Origin of the sequence: Saccharicrinis sp. 156, from assembly GCF_050589685.1 — a bacterium.
Taxonomy (GTDB): Bacteria; Bacteroidota; Bacteroidia; order Bacteroidales; family Marinilabiliaceae; genus Saccharicrinis.
Map to the genome: position 1 here is coordinate 1 of NZ_JBNGOS010000049.1, position 17,968 is coordinate 17,968.

General features: G+C 37.9%; 14 protein-coding genes. 3 read left to right on the plus strand and 11 right to left on the minus strand.

What is annotated here, in order from left to right:
• The first annotated feature begins 246 nt into the window (after positions 1 to 246).
• The 3 genes from ACRD64_RS22200 to ACRD64_RS22210 all read left to right on the plus strand — a co-directional run bounded on the left by ACRD64_RS22200 (position 247) and on the right by ACRD64_RS22210 (position 5,792).
• Positions 247 to 3,351, plus strand: a complete 3,105-nt coding sequence (locus ACRD64_RS22200; protein WP_430936226.1) for a glycoside hydrolase family 2 TIM barrel-domain containing protein — start codon at positions 247 to 249, stop codon at positions 3,349 to 3,351.
• 292 nt (positions 3,352 to 3,643) lie between these two features.
• Complete coding sequence (locus ACRD64_RS22205; RefSeq protein WP_430936228.1) at positions 3,644 to 5,341, plus strand: serine hydrolase domain-containing protein; 1,698 nt, start codon at positions 3,644 to 3,646, stop codon at positions 5,339 to 5,341.
• A gap of 232 nt (positions 5,342 to 5,573) precedes the next feature.
• Positions 5,574 to 5,792, plus strand: coding sequence for a hypothetical protein (locus tag ACRD64_RS22210; RefSeq protein WP_430936230.1), 219 nt, complete (start codon positions 5,574 to 5,576; stop codon positions 5,790 to 5,792).
• A gap of 10 nt (positions 5,793 to 5,802) precedes the next feature.
• Here ACRD64_RS22210 and ACRD64_RS22215 read toward each other — a convergent pair whose 3' ends face one another.
• The 11 genes from ACRD64_RS22215 to ACRD64_RS22265 all read right to left on the minus strand — a co-directional run bounded on the left by ACRD64_RS22215 (position 5,803) and on the right by ACRD64_RS22265 (position 17,966).
• The gene (locus ACRD64_RS22215) at positions 5,803 to 6,057 is read right to left on the minus strand and encodes a putative signal transducing protein (protein ID WP_430936232.1); all 255 of its coding nucleotides are present in this window, start codon (positions 6,055 to 6,057) and stop codon (positions 5,803 to 5,805) included.
• Positions 6,058 to 6,324: 267 nt separating this feature from the next.
• Complete coding sequence (locus ACRD64_RS22220; protein ID WP_430936234.1) at positions 6,325 to 6,870, minus strand: YkgJ family cysteine cluster protein; 546 nt, start codon at positions 6,868 to 6,870, stop codon at positions 6,325 to 6,327.
• Between the two features lie 267 nt (positions 6,871 to 7,137).
• Entirely contained in the window at positions 7,138 to 7,392 is a 255-nt protein-coding gene (locus ACRD64_RS22225; RefSeq protein ID WP_430936236.1) for a hypothetical protein, read from the minus strand.
• Positions 7,393 to 7,428: 36 nt separating this feature from the next.
• The gene (locus ACRD64_RS22230; RefSeq protein WP_430936238.1) at positions 7,429 to 9,465 is read right to left on the minus strand and encodes a tetratricopeptide repeat protein; all 2,037 of its coding nucleotides are present in this window, start codon (positions 9,463 to 9,465) and stop codon (positions 7,429 to 7,431) included.
• Positions 9,452 to 10,396, minus strand: coding sequence for a glycosyltransferase family 2 protein (locus ACRD64_RS22235; protein WP_430936240.1), 945 nt, complete (start codon positions 10,394 to 10,396; stop codon positions 9,452 to 9,454). Before ACRD64_RS22235 ends, ACRD64_RS22230 begins: the two co-directional genes overlap by 14 nt.
• 144 nt (positions 10,397 to 10,540) lie before the next feature.
• On the minus strand, positions 10,541 to 11,671 hold the full coding sequence (locus tag ACRD64_RS22240) for a Gfo/Idh/MocA family protein (RefSeq protein WP_430936242.1): 1,131 nt from the start codon (positions 11,669 to 11,671) through the stop codon (positions 10,541 to 10,543).
• Between the two features lie 65 nt (positions 11,672 to 11,736).
• Positions 11,737 to 12,099, minus strand: a complete 363-nt coding sequence (locus ACRD64_RS22245) for a hypothetical protein (protein ID WP_430936244.1) — start codon at positions 12,097 to 12,099, stop codon at positions 11,737 to 11,739.
• A gap of 190 nt (positions 12,100 to 12,289) precedes the next feature.
• Complete coding sequence (locus ACRD64_RS22250; RefSeq protein ID WP_430936246.1) at positions 12,290 to 13,624, minus strand: MFS transporter; 1,335 nt, start codon at positions 13,622 to 13,624, stop codon at positions 12,290 to 12,292.
• A 263-nt stretch (positions 13,625 to 13,887) separates the two neighbouring features.
• A complete protein-coding gene (locus ACRD64_RS22255) occupies positions 13,888 to 14,889 on the minus strand; it encodes a sugar phosphate isomerase/epimerase family protein (protein WP_430936248.1) in 1,002 nt (333 codons plus the stop codon).
• Between the two features lie 165 nt (positions 14,890 to 15,054).
• Positions 15,055 to 16,464: a Gfo/Idh/MocA family oxidoreductase gene (locus tag ACRD64_RS22260; protein WP_430936250.1), complete on the minus strand. Its 1,410-nt coding sequence runs from the start codon at positions 16,462 to 16,464 to the stop codon at positions 15,055 to 15,057.
• A 92-nt stretch (positions 16,465 to 16,556) separates the two neighbouring features.
• Complete coding sequence (locus tag ACRD64_RS22265; RefSeq protein ID WP_430936252.1) at positions 16,557 to 17,966, minus strand: Gfo/Idh/MocA family oxidoreductase; 1,410 nt, start codon at positions 17,964 to 17,966, stop codon at positions 16,557 to 16,559.
• Positions 17,967 to 17,968 lie beyond the last annotated feature (2 nt).

Consider the following 17,968-nt stretch of genomic DNA (forward strand, 5'->3'; position numbering starts at 1 on the left):
ATTTTAAGCCATTTACTTATCAAAACAAATTATTATCATTATTTTCAATTCGTAAATAGAACGGCCTAAAACAAGCTAAAAAATAGCCTGTAAAGCAACAAAAAATCAGTTGCTTTTAGTTTTTAGACAGACTGACGTTGGCTGCAAGCAAAATGCATCGATGAAAATTCATTTAATAAGATTTTTTTATAGAATTTAGTTTAAATAGTATCTTCATCCATTATTAATTCTAAGATTATTGACATTATGAAATCGATTTATATAGCGGTTATTATTGCACTTTGTTTCAGCCCATTATTGCAGGCTCAGCAGGCTCTTGATTGGGAAAATCCAGAAACATTTGGTATTAATAAAGAAGAGGCACATGCATATTTTATTTCCTACAATAATGCAGCAGCAGCTATCGAAGACAGTTTAAAAACACCATACTACCAATCTCTCAATGGTGAGTGGTCATTTAACTGGAGTAAAAATGCCGATGAAAGAAACTTGGAGTTTTTTAAAAATGAGTTTGATTTAAAGGATTGGAAAACTATTACTGTTCCTTCCAACTGGCAAATGAATGGATTCGGCTTTCCACTCTATGCTAACATCACTTATCCCTTCCCTTTGAACAAACCGTTTGTACCACATGACTACAACCCTGTAGGTCAATACAAGAAGTCTTTTGAAATACCTATTGATTGGAAAAATAAGGAAGTATTTATCCATTTTGGAGCAGTAAAATCTGCCTTTTATCTGTGGGTAAATGGGGAGAAAGTAGGCTACAGCCAAGGCAGCAAATTGCCCGCTGAATTCAATATCACCAGATATCTTAAGACAGGCATCAACGACGTAAGTATAGAGGTTTACCAGTATACAGATGCCAGTTATCTCGAAGATATAGATTTCTGGAGGTTGGCAGGAATCGAAAGAGATGTCTTTCTACATGCCCGACCAGAATTTATGATCCAAGACTTCTTCGCAAAATCAACCTTAGATGCCAGCTACAAAAATGGTGAATTAGACGTGTCAGTTTCACTCAAGAATAATTCTCAAACAGAGGGTATAAAGAAGGTCGAAATTAAACTTTTGGATGGAGAGCAGGTAATTCATAATTCTATCAAAGAAAGTCCGATAGCCGCCAGATCAACATCTACAATAAACTTCCAACATAGTATTCCAAATGTAAAAGCATGGTCAGCCGAAAAACCAAACCTATATACATTGCTTATTTCCTTGTACGATAACAAGGATGAGCTTCAAGAATGCACCTCTCATCAAATCGGTTTTAGAACTGTTGAATTGAAAGAGGGCCAATTACTCGTCAATGGACAAGCTATATTGCTTAAAGGTGTCAATCGCCACGAACATGATCCAAAATTAGGACATGTTACGACTAAAGAAATGATGCTTAAAGATATTAAATTGATGAAGGAATTCAACATCAATGCTGTTCGTACTTCTCACTACCCCAATGACCCATATTGGTATAAACTCTGTAACCAGTACGGACTTTATGTAATAGATGAAGCTAATATTGAATCGCACGGTTATGGCTGGATTGTTAACCAAGTTTCCAGAGATCCTAGTTTTCACGATGCAATGGTAGATCGCATCCAAAGACTTTTCTATAGAGATAAAAATCATCCATCTATAATTACTTGGTCAATGGGTAATGAAGCCGGTACTGGCTTACCGTTTATAGATGCATATAATTGGCTCAAGAAAATGGATGATACAAGAGTGGTTTCCTATGACCGTGCTGAAGTTGATCCTGAATTTGATCACATTAGACATACCGACATCATCGGTTATATGTATGCACCGATTGAAGAAGTTAAGCTGAGTCACTTGCCAAATAATCCAAACCGACCCTTTATCTGGGTAGAGTATGCACATTCAATGGGAAATAGTACAGGAAACCTCAAAGAATTATGGGACTTCGTCAGGTCAGAACCGAGAGTCCAAGGTGGTTTCATTTGGGATTGGGTAGACCAAGGAATAACAAAGACAGACGAAAATGGAGTTGAATATTGGGGTTATGGTGGTGATTTTGAACCTGAGGGCGTAAGAAATGATGGTGCTTTTTGCTTAAATGGTATTGTCTATCCAGATAGGTCAATCCAACCTGCTCTTTGGGAGGTAAAAAAACAGTACCAAAACATACATATATCAGCCAACAATTGGAACGAATGGTCTTTTGACATCTATAATGAGAACTTCTTTACCAATTTATCTGCCTTTGATTTATCTTGGGAGATACTAGAAAATGGACAAAGCATCAAGCAAGGGACAACTGAGCTTAGCTGTAGTCCACAAGAAACTACCACCTTAGTCTTGCAAGAGTCAATGCCAAAGCTTAAACCTGGGTCAGAATACGTCATCAATTTCTATATAAACACATTAGCACAGGAGGGCGTCCTTAAAAAGGGGCATATGGTAGCTTCAGTGCAATTGTTAATTCCTAACGCAGCTTCAATAGAAAATCCTGTTGTCAAGTCTTCAGACATTAGCGTAAAAGATACCGAAGATTACATCGTATTGAGCTGCGAAAACAATATTAAGATCACTTTTGACAAAAAGAAGGGGCAACTAATATCCTTAGAACATAAAAAGCAAAATTGGCTTAAAACTCCTCTTACCCTCAACACTTGGAGAGCACCTATTGACAATGATTTGGGAGCTGGTTTAGAAAAGAGTTGTGAAATATGGAAAGATGTAGAAACTAAACTGGAAACTAAATCTGTTTCTTGGCAAGAAATGGAGGGTGGTCAAGTATCCATTAGTATCCTTAAAAACAATCCTAAAATGACCAACTTCCATATCAATTACACAATTCATGGAAGCGGCAAAATCATGGTTAAATATGTGTTCGAACGTGTAAGCTCCGTACCCTTTTTACCCAGAATGGGAATGAATCTCCAAATTTTGAGGGAGTTTGATCAAGTCAAATATTACGGTAGAGGACCGCATGAAAACTATCCGGATAGAAACACCTCAGCATTTATCGGAATATATGAGTCGCCAGTGGGTGACTTTTACACCCCATACATCCGACCCCAAGAAAATGGCTACAGAACAGACACCCGCTGGATGGAAGTTAAAAATGCAGAAAACCAAGGTTTGAAGTTTTACAGCAAGAGCAATCTTGGGTTCAATATCAATCATTTTACGAACGAAGATTTCGAACCGAGTACCCTAAATAAGCATACAATAGATATTAAAGAGCAAAACCATACCAACATTAACATTGATTATCGTCAAATGGGAGTTGGTGGTGATACTAGTTGGGGAACAGTCCCATATCAACCATATCTTATTGTCCCTGAGCCAATGAAGTTTACTTTTGTGATTGAGCCAATATTTTAGTTATCTATATGCAAATCATCTGTTTTTTCAACACGATGAGCTGCCAAAATCGATAATTTCAAGTGCTATATATTAAGGAATGGTACTTTGAAATGCCTAGGTGCTAACAATAAATATACGCAAGTTGGGGATGTAGGGTAATTTAGCTTTTATACATTTACTCAAAACAGTAATGGTTTGTCAACTAATATCTTCGAAATACCAACCTCCGCATATTCGAACCGTTGTGTGCAATTTAAAACCTTATCCCAATTAGATTTGTTTATATAATCATGAATTTAAAAACTGTAAAATGAATTATCTCTATAAACTTTTAATAATATGTTTTTACATACTAATATTTACAACTGACCTTCAATCTCAGGAAAGCCTCGAAAATGAATTTAATATAACTCGAATAAGCGGGGAAATTGACAATCTGTTTAAGGATTATAATTTGGATAATCCGGGAATAGCTATTGGAATTGTAAATCAAAACGAATTAGTAATTCAAAAAGAATATGGACTTGCAAACCTGGAGCATCAAATTCCTATAACCAATAAAACTACCTTCCATGTAGCATCAGTTTCAAAACAATTTACTGCTTTTGCAATTTTGTTGTTGGAAGCTGAAGAGAAACTTTCATTAGATGATAATGTAAGAAAGTACATTCCTGAAATGAATGAATTTAATAATAATATAACTATAAGAAACCTTCTTAATCATACAAGTGGAATAAAAGACCAATGGAATCTCTTAAGGCTTGCTGGATGGAGATTAGATGATATGATTAGTAATAATCAAGTTCTTGACCTTATTTACAAACAACAATCGTTAAATTTTACACCCAATGAAGAATTTATGTATTGTAATTCTGGTTATACTCTTTTAGCTGAAATAGTTGCACGGGTTTCTGAGAAATCATTTGCTGAATATATGAAAGAAAACATCTTTATACCTTTAGGAATGTACAATACACAATTTATTGATAAAGAAGGTTTCGTAATTAATAATAAGGCAAATTCTTATTACAAAAGAGATGAACAATTTGTAGAAGATATTTTTAACAATACAAGTGTAGGAGCAACAAATCTATCCACAACTATTGAAGATTTGAGTAAGTGGACAATTAACTTTACAAAGAAAACAATTGGAAATGAAAGTATCTTTCAAAAAATGAACACTTTAGGAAAGCTAAATAGCGGTAATTCCTTTGGTTATGCACTTGGTCAATTTGTAAATACTTATAAAGGTTTAGCTAGAATTGAACATAGCGGTATGGACGCCAGCTATCAAGCATATTTAGGTAGATTTCCTGAACAAAACATCAGCATTATAATAGCTATTAATCGTTCTGACATTAATGGTGGTAAAATTGTAAGACAATTGACAGACATTTGTTTACAAGAATACTTTTTACAAGAAAAAGGTATATCTGATGTTAAAAAGATTCTTTCACATAAAAAGCCAATTCAAAAAAACACAAAGGAACTTGTATCTTTAGAAGGTTATTTTTGGAATGACAAGGATAATTATTCAAGACAAATTGCGATTTTAGACGATACTTTGTATTATATGCGACCTAATAATGATAATACTGCACTAATTCCTGTTGGAGAAAATGAATTTGAAATGCAAACAGCTGAATATACGTCTGTTTCCTTTAGTTCTAATCAAATGACAGTAACGTTAGATGATGGATATGTTATTTTATTTAACAAATACATTCCTGCAAATTATAACATGAATTCTTTAGAAGAATTTACCGGATACTATTTCAGTCCTGAATTGGATGCATATTATACTTTTTATATCAAAGAAAATATTCTACATGCAAATCACCAAAGGCTGGGTAATTTTAGGTTAAAAGCTGTAATGGCTGATTATTTTATTGGCAATAAAGGTTCTTTTCGGGAAATTAATTTTCAAAGAGATAATTCAGGAAAAGTTGAAGGTTTCAATGTTTCAAGTAGCCGGGCAAAAAATATTTTCTTTGAAAAAGTTAGGTAGTAAAAAAAGCACATAACACGCGGTCATAAAACATTGCGCGGATAGTGCTATATTTAAACGAAATAACATTTAATCAACGGCTTAGTGGGCTGATAAGGTTGTGTTTCAAAATGCGCAACGTTTCATACCGCCACCGTCAGACTGTCTAAAAACCAGACCTCCTGTTGATAACGGTTCATAACTACTGCGCATAAAGCTAGAAGAAGAAGCTGTTGTTTTGTATCTTATAGGTATGAAATTCATACAAGGACAAAACAGGGATCAAACACATCTTTTTCCAATTTCTTTGGAACAGGTCAGTGGCCCGGACAATGAAGTACGCATGATAGATTTGTTTGTTGATAATCAATCACAGGAGGAGGAAGTACATTTAGAGAATGAAAAGAACTGGTTGGGACTTTATTACACTTACACCACACCCGGAATTCATACCATAGCAGGAGTCCTATAAAAAGGAATAATTACTCGCCGGTATTTTGATTTTTAAGATACTCTTCCATTACTATTTTCGCGCTTTCAAAATCTAAGCTAGATATTACCACTTTAACAGATGCTACACCACCTGGAGAAGTATGCCAAGGGGCAATGGTACCCATGAATTCATCTTTTAAAAATGCTTCTATCTCAGCATCGTGTAATAAACTTTTAACAATTCCGGCTTCTATGGATGAGCCGGCGAATATTTCTATTAGTTCGTTTGTTTTACTTGTTCCCATAAAGCAGAAGTGACTTGTTTTAGCTATAAAGTTATCGATTAATTATTGATATTAGTTGGTTGTTTTCTGTTTAAATTTAATCCTAGCGCAAAAGAAAACCTGGCTATTCCGTTGTTTAAATCCCGTGCAATAGCTACTCCGATAAAAGGAGACATTTTTTATCTGGCACCGAGAGTCTGCTTCAATGCTAAACCAATAATATAGCTGTTATTTTCAGGCATATAAAGATAGTTTATAGATCTTTTGGAATCAAATTGTAAAACAATATTAATCATTATCCCAACCTAACTCTATTTTTAAATGCTCGCAAATATTAAAAACAATGGGACATATTTCATAGTTCTGGAGTATGCCAACTATTCTTGAAACAAATTGGGCTCTGTCCATGTATGGATATAAACGGCATTCTTCAGGCCTTTCCAGATATTTGGTGCATTTCTTGTCTTTTACATGTTTACATTGAATGCACATTGCGTATTTAACTTCCTCGATCTTATCAGCATCAACAAACTGACGCAGTACTTCCTCCGATGCCACTGGTCTGAGGTTTAAGCAACAATTGCCACAAGCTGTACAATCTATTTGAGGAGTAATATCTTTGTTGAGCCTATAAACGATGGCATCCACTTTTTCTGAATCCTGTTTTTCAAGAAAAATACTAAAAGATCGATTGCTCTCTCTTTTTTGAATGGCTATTGTCTGGATGTTTTTAAGATTTGTTTCTAATGTCATATCATAAGTGTGCGCCTGCATGAGCATCAGTGCACCCACCCCGGAAGTTGTTGAATGGCCGAAAGTACAATTAAAATTCAACAAATATGGGATTTGGATAGAAATTAGTTTTGCTTGAGTAACCCAAAACAGCACTACAGAATACGGGGCACGACTTTAAGTCGCACCCCAAATAAAATTCGCTCCCTATCAAATTTGGAACTGTAAATAAAAATTCCGTACCCCATCGCATGGGGGAGCTGTAAATAAATAATCCGCTCCCTATCGTAAGGGGGAGCTATAAATAATTATTCGCTGTCGTCGCACCATTTAGGAGCTGTAAATAAATAATTCGCTGTCGTCGCACGACTATTTCTTTTTCTTCAAGGCAACAAAACCGATTCCGCCGATGGCCACTACGGCGATAACAATACCGATAATTACACCATTTGAGCCCTTCTCTTCTTCTTCGTAAGCATCTTCATCATACAATACAGGCGCCATATCGTCAATAGATAAAGAATCCGTTACGGCATCATGATCTTGAGCAAAAACAGCAGCTCCACCGCCTAATCCTGTGGCTAAAAAACACACAAACAATAGTCTAAAAACTAATTTTTTCATAATCGTAAATTTTAAATTGTAAATTTATATAATTGTTTAATTTGTTTCGGTTATCTCGTTTTTAATTTCTTTTTTCATGTCAATGGCCAGTTTGTAATTTGGATTAAGCTTTAAGCATTGATCCAATAATTCGATGGCATTTAATTTTTCGTTTAAGCTTTCTTTTAATTGCGCATAAGCCAAATAAGTTTTATAACTCTTACTGTTATTTTTTAATATCTGCTTATAAAAGTTCTCTGCTTTTTCCGGTTTACCAGTTAGTATTTCTATCTGCGCCAAATAATACATGCTGGGTTCATAATCCGGTATCATGTTTAAGCATTGCGAGAAAGCTTCTTTTGCTTTGTTGTATTTCGACAATTTCAAATATGATTTACCCAAATTGATCCAGGCAATTTCGTTTCCGGGATCTATTTGGGTAGCCATACTCAAATATGAAACTGCTTGCGTATAGTCTTCATTTTCGTAGGCCAGTTTGCCCAAATAATCATCGTGTGTTTGTCTTTTAACGATAACACAAACCGCTATTCCTTCTGTATTGATGCATTTCAGCGTGCCGGTCGGTGGCCATAATTTCTGACTGGTTTGAGAAGGTGCAATGGTGGTACGGTAAAAAATTCCATAATCCCAATCTGTATTTCCTCTTGAATAATATGGGGTGTAGGCAAATGATATTGCCTTATCGCTTTTCTTAAAATAATCACTGATACCATAATTGGAAGCGATCTTTACCTTATTCGCATCATTTTTTTCAATATGATTCTTTAACCAGAGAGAAGCCTCCCTAACACTGTGGTAATAATAATCTAATTCGTAGTTGTTGGCTACATTATTATAATCGCCGGCTAACTTATTAAAGTAAGTATATTCTAAAGGATGATTCCTAATAATAAAAGATGTTGACGGCAATAAGGTCAGCATAAAAACTATAATTATCCCGTTTTTAACAATTTTCATTTTAATAGGAATCATGATGTTTGATAAGCCTATTGCTGCTACAATTACCAGAGGGGGATAGGTAAACAATAAATGACGCCAAGCCCCATACACATTTGAATCGGCAATGATGGTAAACCCAAACGGGAAAATGATCACAAATAATAGCAGGATTTTTTTAAGAAACGGTATGGGCGACTGTTTTTTATTAAAAATGCAGATAACATAAATAAGCGTAAGTGGTAATATTACTATGGGAATAGTAATGGTAACATACTTAATTAAATAATACCATGGTAGTTGATCGCTCCAAAAAACTACCCCTTCAAACAATTGACGAAGCCTTACCGGGTAATCCGACATCATCTTCATAGAAATAATTGGATTGATGATGGGGTTCTCAAGCGCATAAGGCCAAAATAATAAACCAATAAAATAGGATGATACAACAATGAGGACAAAGGTAAGCAAGAAGATTAAAAAACGTGGTTTATCATTATTTTCGGATTTAATACCTATAAAGTAAGCAATGGCGGCAAACAATACAAAATAGCAGAATACCAGTAGTCCACCAGGCCTGATGCTCAATGTTAAGGCCATAGATAAAATCAGGCCAATGGCATATTTAAGTTTTATATTTTTAAGGTCAGATATCACCTTCATCGTAAAAAAGATAGAAGCAACATAACCTAAGGCAAAAGGAATATCTTTTAGGTTATTTAGCGAATGCCCAATAAACCGTGGAGAAGCGGCCAGAAGAAGCACCGTGAAAATAGCCGCTCTATATCCGCTAAGATGAACGGCAATTAAGGCAGCAAACAAAATACAAAGCCAACCAACAAGCGAATTGCAAATATGGCGGAAAGTATAAATATCTTCTATCCCCAATAACTGGGCCCATAAGGTGGTTAGGTTATCAAATGATTGTCCGTAATATTTTAAATTAGTGACGGGTGTGTTGAGTGCAGCTTTATCCTGGCCGAAACTGGCATAGTATTTAATCACAAATTCAGCTTGTTTCAGATGCACTTCTTCATCGCCGGATATTCCTGCATCCAGGCTTAAAATTGGCATAAGTACAAGTAATACAGCCAACAACGAAAATAGTATATGTCTTGTATCCTTAAACCATTTCATTGTCCATATTCTTTACTTGTTTTGAATAAAACTCTCGCACAAAATAGATGGGTCTGTTCTGCGATTCCCTATAAATACGGAATACATACTCACCCAATATTCCCAAGAACATAAGCTGTATTGATCCTAAGAAGAAAATACTGGTTAGGGTTGATGACCATCCTAATGGAGATAGCTCCAGTATTTTAGATAGCAAAATATATATGCCTGCTAAAAATGAAGTGACGATTCCGATAATACCCATGATAAGGCAAAACTTAATGGGCAGTTTCGAGAAGGAGAAGATAGCATCAAAAGCCAGTGCAAATAGCTTTTGAGTACTCATGGAATCGCCTGATTCACGTTCGTCCCGCTTGTAGCTAATGGTTGTGTTTCTAAAACCTATAAAATGACGCAGACCTGGCAGGTATCTGGTTTTTTCTTTTAATGACCGTAATGCTGCAATGGCCGATTTATTCATCATGGAGAAATTGCCAATATGCTCCACATCTTCCAGGCTGGATAGTTTACCGAAAGATTTATGAAACAACCAGCTAAATAACCCTTTAGGTTTATTTGAAGTTTTACTTTTTCTATAGCCATTAACAATGTCAAAATCACCTGCGGACAATAGCTTGAACATTTCGGGAATCAGCTCTGGTGGATCTTGCAAATCTCCGTCCATCAATGTCATATAATCCCCCTGAGCATAATCAATTCCGGCTGTGTAGGCTGCCTGATGGCCAAAATTACGCGACAGGGAAATCATTTTGATTCGGGCATCATTTTTCTGAGCTTGCAATAATAATCCCAAACTATTGTCGGTTGAACCATCATCAACAAACAATATCTCAAAGTCCTGTTCGGTTTGTTCAAGGGAAGCCACTGTGCGCTTCAACAACTCACCAATCAGTGATTCTTCGTTATATATGGGTATTACTATTGATATCATAATAATAGATAATAGACATGAGACGAAAGATTATCGGTTTATTTATCCCCATCCCCACACTTTGGGTGTGGTAGTTCCCCTTATCCTCAAGGATAAGGGGAAGAGCTTTTATTGCTTACTGTTGACTGCGTACTGAGAACTTTTTTAAAGTTCCTTCCAAACGTTACCTTCCTTGTTCGATTCTACCACGTTTTTGATGAACTTCATCCCTCTAACGCCATCATCAACCGTTGTAAATTCGCCATCATGAATTTCTTCACCTCGAATAGATTTAGCTGCTCCTGCATACAAGTTGGCAAATGCTTCGTAAATCCCTTCGGGGTGACCAAATGGCATGGTGTGGCTGTTTTCTGCGAATTTTGTATTGTACGGATTACCGGGTTTATATACTACACGCGGCTGGTCGGCAGGAATAAAATGTAAATAATTAGGATCTTCCTGTTTCCATTTTAAACTTCCTTTAGATCCATAAACAGCAATGCTAATGTTGTTTTCTTCTCCGGTGGCCATTTGACTGGCGCGTACCAATCCTAAAAATGGTTCGTCAAAACGTAACATGACCGTTCCATCCAAATCTAATTGCGATTTGTCAACCACATTGTTTAAATCGGCTAGCACTTTGGTGATTTTTTTACCCGTAGTGTACTCAATCAGGTTAAATGCATGAACACCAATGTCTCCCATGCAGCTTGAAATTCCGGCTACCTTCGGGTCGAAACGCCAAACACCCAAACCGGCATCTTCACTATGCATGATTCCGTTAACCCAGCCTTGGTAGTATTGTGCATCCACACGCTGAATCTGCCCAAGTTTTCCTTCTTTAATAAATTCGCGCATCTGACGAACCATTGGATAACCGGTGTAAGTATGCGTTAAAACAAAGGTTAAACCTGTTTTTTCCACAAGCGATCTAAGATCATCAGCTTCTTCCACAGTCATGGTCATAGGCTTTTCGCATATCACATGAAAACCATTTTCTAATAATTTTTTTGCAAATGGATAATGCAAAAAGTTAGGTGTTACGATAGAAACAGCCTGAATGCGTTCTTCTTGCGGTAATGCTTTCTCTTTTTCAATCATGGTATCCACATCAGGATAAGTACGATCTAAGGAAATAGCATCCTGTTCTGCAAATTGCTTAGCTTTTTCATAATTCACATTAAATACGCCACCAACCAGTTCAAATTGGTTACTGATGCGGGCAGCTCTTCTGTGGGTATCACCGATAAAAGCGCCCAATCCGCCACCTATCATTCCTAATTTTATTTTTTGCATGTTTTTTAAATTTTGAGATAATAGATAATAGACCCTAAACGACTTGGTTTAGTGTCTCTTATCTCTTATCTAGTTGTCTGAATAATTTTTCCATACTCTTCTTTCAATCGTTTAGCCCTTTCTGTTACCTTTTCGGGATATTGATTAGCTAAATTAATTATCTCGTTCGGGTCCTTTTTTAGGTTGAACAGTTGCACCGCTTTGGTTGTGTCCTTGTTTCCATGGGGTTGCTCGGCCATTTTATCAATGGCAGGTGTTTGGTAGCCTTTTGCTCCAAAGCAACCAATATCACCATATCCAAGTTCATCGGTAAAAATAATGATTACATTGGGTTTATCAGATCTTCCTGATTTTGCTGATACGGTTAGTGTAATCGCAAAACAACAATATAAGAGAGTGAGAAAGTTTATGAACGATGATGTTTTCATTTAAATTTATTATGAACCTGATAATTAAAGGTATTTGTGAATTATAAGCTAAAAATCCCCTTCTCCACACCTTTGGTGTGGTACTTTCTCGCGAACTTGCATTCGGTAGGCGCTTACTCTCAGGAGTAAAGGGAAGCGCCGAAACGATAGTAGTCAGCTCTGTTTTTAACTGTTTACAGCTAAATGCTGACTAAATACTTTCGGGTTTTCTTTTTCTATAAACAGAATATAAGATGACGAAACCTACCATTAAGATAACTGGTAATGCTCCTATACTTTGTAAGGCCACTTTTTCGTTATGTTCTTCCATGATACGTCCCATTACAGGCAAAAACATAGCTACGGAAACCATTCCTGCACCACCTAATAGTGATAATCCTAAAGCACCACTTTTGGGTATATATTCAGCAATAAAACCTAGCATAGTTGGCCAAAAATAGGTAACACCAATAGCAAATACTACAGAAGAAATAATTACCATCATCGGAGATTCAACTGCACTTAAGGCATAAATTCCAATGGCTGAAAAAACAGACGATAGTAATAAAACTCCCACTGGATTTAGGCGATGTACAAGTCCTCCGGCAAAAAAGCGGCCTACCGCCATAATTCCGGTAATCAATGCTAGCATTAACATTGGACTTACACCGGCTTGGGATAATAGTGCGTTAACCCATTGTGTAGTTACTAATTCTGTAGAAGCAGTCAGCAACATAAAGGTAAACATGATGGGGAAAATCATACTTGTTTTGCGTATCATTAAAGCTTCAATGGCAGAAACAACTACGATAGCACCTACTACGGCCAAGTACATCCATCCTTCAGTAAATTTTACAATATTAATTGCTAATAATAACATCAAAGTCATAGAGGCAATTATGGTTACGGGAGCTCCAGTTGCATCTAACATACCTTTGTAGGTAACACCACTTGAAACGCGTTCTGTCTCAGGTATTTTTTGTCCGAAGAATAATGCCCCATAAATGGCTAGCGGTAAAAATAAAACGCCAATGTATATTTGCCAGCCAATTTCCAGCGTGTCCATCATGAAGAATGCTAACAAGCTACCAATTACGATTCCGCCAGGAAACCAAACGTGAAAACGGTTCAGCATGGTTGTTTTGTTGTTAGGGAAGATGGTGGCGATTAATGGGTTGAAAGCAGCTTCTACACAACCATTTCCTAGTCCAATAAAAATATTAGCTATAAAAAGGGTTTCCTTATCCTTAGCTAAGATAAAAGCAATGGCGCCCACAAAATGCAAGACAAAAGCAGCCCATACTACCGACTTGGTTTTAACGATGTCAATCAGGAATCCACCGGCTACCATGGCTACCGTAAAACCCCAAAAGGCGGGACCAAATGCCCAGCCTATAGATTCTTTGCTTAGTCCGAAAATTCCGCCATTGCTAACCGGGCCAAAAACTTCCTCTATTTTTGCCCTCATGGCAAAAGTTAACGAAGTTACCAGCAAGGCCAGGCAACTCCCAATAAATAGTCTTGATTTGTGAATAGATTTTTCCATATTTTCTAGATTAAACTAATTAGCACCGCGTTTTTAGGAGGTGTTTGAATAAGTTTGTTTCACTCCCCAACCTTTGGCTAAAACTTAGTGCCAGTGAGTAATATTCAATGTCTCTGAGTTTTATTAACTATGATATAAACAGGGATTAATAAAAGAAGTCAAGAACAAGGCTTGTGCAGTCTGTGAAAACGCAGTTTAACTTGTGTAAATGAGTATTTCACAGACAAGCATAACGCAGTTATTGGCTTATTTTGTAATCCCGACTATTGATTTTCTTTGTCGAAAGCTGCATCAAAAGCCAAATTAGAAGGTGTAAAGTCAACTTGCTTAACAAAAGCACACGACTCCTTAGCTCCTTGCTCGCGATCCATAGCGCCATCTTCCCATTCAACAGAGAGAGGACCTGAATATTCGATGCGATTTAAGGCTCTAATGATTTTCTCAAAGTTAATGTTACCTCGTCCCATACTTCTGAAATCCCAGAAACGACGGGCATCACCAAAATCAGTGTGTCCACCAAATACGCCTGCTTCAACCGGAACATCGCTCCAGCCGGCATCTTTCATATGAACGTGTACGATCTGCTTGGCAAACTTATCGATGAATTTTACATAATCAACACCTTGGTAGCCTAAATGACTTGGATCATAGTTAAATCCAAAACAAGGATGGTAATTGATAGCTTTTAATGCTCTTTCGGCAGAAGCAATATCAAAAGCTATCTCGGTAGGATGCACCTCTAGCCCAAACTTAATTCCCAGTTTCTGGAATTCATCCATGATAGGAGTCCAACGGTCGGCGAAATCCTTAAAACCTGCGTTTATCATTTCTTGCGAAGCAGGAGGGAAGGAGTATAACAAATGCCAGATAGAACTTCCGGTAAATCCGTTGACAATTTTTACGCCTAACCTTTTGGCAGCTTCGGCCGTCTTGATGACTTCGGCAGCGGCTCTTTGACGAACTCCTTCAGGTTCACCGTCACCGTATATATAATCGGGCAGAATAGCTTTGTGGCGCTCATCTATTCGGTCGCAAACCGCCTGACCAACAAGGTGGGTAGATATGGCGTAAACTTCTAAATCGTATTTTTTAAGAATAGCCAGTTTTTCTTCGCAGTAGGCCTGGTCGGCTTTATCTACTTCGAAATGGTTTCCCCAGCATGCTAGTTCCAGCCCGTCGTAGCCAAAGCTTTTAGCCTTTTGGCAAATGGTTTCAAAATCCAAATCGGCCCATTGACCGGTAAATAGTGTGACTTTTCTGCTCATTGATTTGTTCTTTAAAGACATTAGATAAAAGACAAAAGACTTTTTCATGCTCTAAAAATTGAATAGTCCTTATCCTTCCCGCTTATACGGGACAGGTTATGCCTTAATACTTAATACTGATTTATAACTTATAACTTTTAACTTGGTACTAGCAACTGTGTTGCGCTATCCCCAAAGGTTTTCGCCATATGCCCAACCTTTTCTAACGGGCTCCTTAATATAGGCATTTAATTCAGGATGGTTGGTTACCTTCATATTCTTGGCATCGAATTCAATACGTTTATCGAAACGTTGAGCCATTACCCCTACAAGCGCCATTTCAGTTAATCCGGCACCATATTCAAAAGTAGATCCAGGCATTGGGCCTTCGCCCCTGATTGCATTAATAAATTCTTTGTACTGATTTTGCTCGGGTATACGAGGTATGCTTTGTTCCCATCCTTTTTTCTTAAAGGCTTGCCATTCTTCCTTAGGCATGATAAGTCTGGCATCATTTGGGCGACCTCCTGTCATTACCGACATTTTTTCACCCACCATAATCATTCCGTTACCGCCTAATTCTTTGGTCAGCCATTCAGGTCTGTTTTCCGGCTTTTCACCTCCCTCGTACCAGTTTAAAGTAACAGGCGCTTTATTTCCTCGCTGGCCAAATTCGAATTTAAGAACAGATGAATCGGTCACTATTTTGTCAGGCATTCCCTCGTTGCGCACTGATAGTATTGGTTCCACTACATTAGGTGAGCCTAGTTCCAAGGACCAATAAGGAGTGTCTAACGTATGACAAGCCCAATCTCCTAGTTCAGCATTGCCTAATTCATAAAAGCCTCTCCATCTGCGAGGTACATAACATTTGTTGAAAGGTCTTTCTTTTGCTGGTCCTAACCATAAATCCCAATCCAACCCTTCTGGCACAGGTTGACTGGTTGGAGGGTAAGCATCGGGCTTAACAAAGTAATTTCCTTTGAAATCCGGTCCGTTAAACCAGGCATGTACTTCTTTTACCTCACCTAAAATGCCTGAATCATACCACTCTTTAACGTTTCTGATTCCATCGGAAGCATGTCCCTGATTACCTAATTGGTTGATAACACCATAATGTTTTGCCGCTTTAACAAGTGTACGTAATTGCCATATGTTATGAGCCAATGGCTTCTCAACATAAACATGTTTGCCCAATTCCATGGCTGCCATGGTAACGGCAAAGTGGGTATGGTCGGGCGTAGAAACAATCACCGCATCTATATCCTTGTGCATATTATCCAGCATTACCCTAAAATCTTTAAAGGTCTTTGCTTCAGGGAATGTCTTGCTTACTCCAGCTAGGATGTTGGCATCCACATCGCATAAAGCAACCACTCTCACATTAGGATTCAGAACCCTCTCCTTAGTTTGTTTGTTGTATGATTCAGTAATAAGTCCCTTCCAGTTACCGGAACCTCTACCACCGACACCAACGATGGCAAGGTTAACGATACCATTTTTTTTAGTACAGCTAACCAGGTTGGGCAGAACAATAGCTCCAGCGGCTACAGCGCCTGAAGTTCGTAGGAAATTTCTTCTTGATATATTTTTCATTCTATTTAGATGTTTGATGAACACTGAGACACACGGACGCAGCGTGTTATTAATTTATTACAATTACCAATGACTAGTGACCGTTAACTAATTTACTTCCAGAGTTTTTCTCCATATTGCCAACCCGGTCGTACTTCTTCTTTTATAAAAGCATTTAACTCGGGATGGTTGGTTATTTTCATGTTAGCAGCATCAAATTCGATTCGTCTATTAAATCGCTGTGCCATAACTCCCATAAGTGCCATTTCGGTTAATCCTCCTCCATACTCAAAGTCGGAACCTGGCATTGGACCTGCACCTCTAATGGCATTGATAAATTCTTTATATTGATTTTGTCCCGGAACACGAGGGATAGTTTGTTCCCAACCTTTTTTCTTAAATTCTTCCCATTCGCCACCAGGCATCATTAAAACCGGATTGTTTGGGCGTGGCGTTGTAGTCATTAAAGTCATTTTTTCGCCAACCATTATCAGTCCTCCTGTTTTGTTTAGTTTAGGAATGTTCCATTCCGGCTTTAACACTGGTAGCATACCACCTTCGTACCAGCGCATGGTTACTGGAGGTTTATGGCCCCTTTGAGGGAATTCAAAACGAAGGATGGACTCATCGGTTACATATTGATGGGGCAGCATGCTCAACTTGGCATGTTCCGGCTCAATTACTGAAGGAGAACCTAAATCTAAAGCCCAGTAGGGAGCATCTAAAGTATGGCAGGCCCAATCACCTAACTCTCCATTACCCATTTCGTACCATCCTCGCCAAAACCGTGGGGCATAAATAGAATTATACGCCCTTTCTTTTGCAGGTCCCAGCCATAAATCCCAATCCATATGTTCGGGGATGGGCTGGCCGACAGGAGGGTACTTTTGTGGTTTTCTAAACGAACCGGTAATAAAATCGGGTCCATGAAACCAGGCGTGTACTTCTTTTACTTCTCCAAGAATTCCCAGGTCGTACCATTCCTTAATATCTCGGATACCATCTGTTGAATGCCCTTGATTTCCCAGTTGGTTTACCACATTATAATATTTAGCTGCTTTTTTTAAAGTTCGTAGCTGCCAAACATTATGCGCTAGTGGTTTCTCAACATAGACATGTTTGCCCATTTCCATGGCCGCCATTGTTATGGCAAAGTGCGTGTGGTCGGGTGTGGAAACTACCACCGCATCAATATCCCGGTGCATTGTATCCAGCATTACCCTAAAGTCCTGAAAGGTTTTTGCCCCAGGTAACTTTTCGCTTGTTTGGGCCAGATTTTCTTTGTTTACATCGCATAAGGCTACTATCCTAACATGAGGATTCAGCGTTCGCTCGTTAGTTTTTCTATCGTACGATTCGGTAATCATACCTAACCAGTTGCCCTTGCCTCTTCCATTAACTCCTACTATGGCTACATTGACAATGCCGTTTCTGGAACAGCTCATTAAATTGGGTAACACCATTGCCCCAACTGCGGCAGTACCCGTATTTTTCAGGAAATTTCTCCGAGATATATTCTTCATGT

Excerpts from the sequence above, each read along its gene's own strand:
- ACRD64_RS22200 (WP_430936226.1), top strand. The coding sequence starts at position 247 with ATGAAATCGATTTATATAGCGGTTATTATTGCACTTTGTTTCAGCCCA.
- ACRD64_RS22205 (WP_430936228.1), top strand. The coding sequence starts at position 3,644 with ATGAATTATCTCTATAAACTTTTAATAATATGTTTTTACATACTAATA.
- ACRD64_RS22210 (WP_430936230.1), top strand. The coding sequence starts at position 5,574 with ATGAAATTCATACAAGGACAAAACAGGGATCAAACACATCTTTTTCCA.
- ACRD64_RS22215 (WP_430936232.1), bottom strand. The coding sequence starts at position 6,057 with ATGGGAACAAGTAAAACAAACGAACTAATAGAAATATTCGCCGGCTCA.
- ACRD64_RS22225 (WP_430936236.1), bottom strand. The coding sequence starts at position 7,392 with ATGAAAAAATTAGTTTTTAGACTATTGTTTGTGTGTTTTTTAGCCACA.
- ACRD64_RS22230 (WP_430936238.1), bottom strand. The coding sequence starts at position 9,465 with ATGAAATGGTTTAAGGATACAAGACATATACTATTTTCGTTGTTGGCT.
- ACRD64_RS22235 (WP_430936240.1), bottom strand. The coding sequence starts at position 10,396 with ATGATATCAATAGTAATACCCATATATAACGAAGAATCACTGATTGGT.
- ACRD64_RS22240 (WP_430936242.1), bottom strand. The coding sequence starts at position 11,671 with ATGCAAAAAATAAAATTAGGAATGATAGGTGGCGGATTGGGCGCTTTT.
- ACRD64_RS22245 (WP_430936244.1), bottom strand. The coding sequence starts at position 12,099 with ATGAAAACATCATCGTTCATAAACTTTCTCACTCTCTTATATTGTTGT.
- ACRD64_RS22250 (WP_430936246.1), bottom strand. The coding sequence starts at position 13,624 with ATGGAAAAATCTATTCACAAATCAAGACTATTTATTGGGAGTTGCCTG.
- ACRD64_RS22255 (WP_430936248.1), bottom strand. The coding sequence starts at position 14,889 with ATGAGCAGAAAAGTCACACTATTTACCGGTCAATGGGCCGATTTGGAT.
- ACRD64_RS22260 (WP_430936250.1), bottom strand. The coding sequence starts at position 16,464 with ATGAAAAATATATCAAGAAGAAATTTCCTACGAACTTCAGGCGCTGTA.
- ACRD64_RS22265 (WP_430936252.1), bottom strand. The coding sequence starts at position 17,966 with ATGAAGAATATATCTCGGAGAAATTTCCTGAAAAATACGGGTACTGCC.